The organism is Rahnella ecdela, from assembly GCF_019049625.1.
Lineage (GTDB): Bacteria > Pseudomonadota > Gammaproteobacteria > Enterobacterales > Enterobacteriaceae > Rahnella > Rahnella ecdela.
The window spans coordinates 1-346 of the sequence record NZ_JAFMOY010000034.1 but is presented as its reverse complement, the minus strand read 5'-3'; the positions used below and the strand labels follow the sequence as shown (position 1 = coordinate 346).

General features: G+C 59.2%; 1 protein-coding gene. It reads right to left on the bottom strand.

What is annotated here, in order from left to right:
* Window positions 1–346: Ig-like domain-containing protein (locus J1784_RS00150; protein ID WP_238485314.1), on the bottom strand; the 346-nt coding region annotated here is incomplete at both ends.

Genomic DNA, 346 nt, shown 5'->3' with positions numbered 1-346 from the left:
AGTCATAGGCGTTAGACGGGTCACTGACGTTACCGGCCGCGTCGGTCTCGGTGACGGTGATGTCATACTGACCATCTGCCAGCGCGTCCGGGGTGAACGACCAGGTGCCATCGGCGCCGACTACTGCGGAGCCGATAGCGGCACCGTTGTTGTAGACGGTGATGATGTCATCGGCAGTTTCACCGGTACCGTTGATGGTCGGGGTATTGTCACTGGTGGAGCCGTTCTGGGCCACGTCAACATTCTGCGCACCGGAATCATCCACCACGTCGGTGATAACCGGCGCCGCTGGTGCGACGGTATTGATAGTGAAGTCATAGGCGTTAGACGGGTCACTGACGTTACC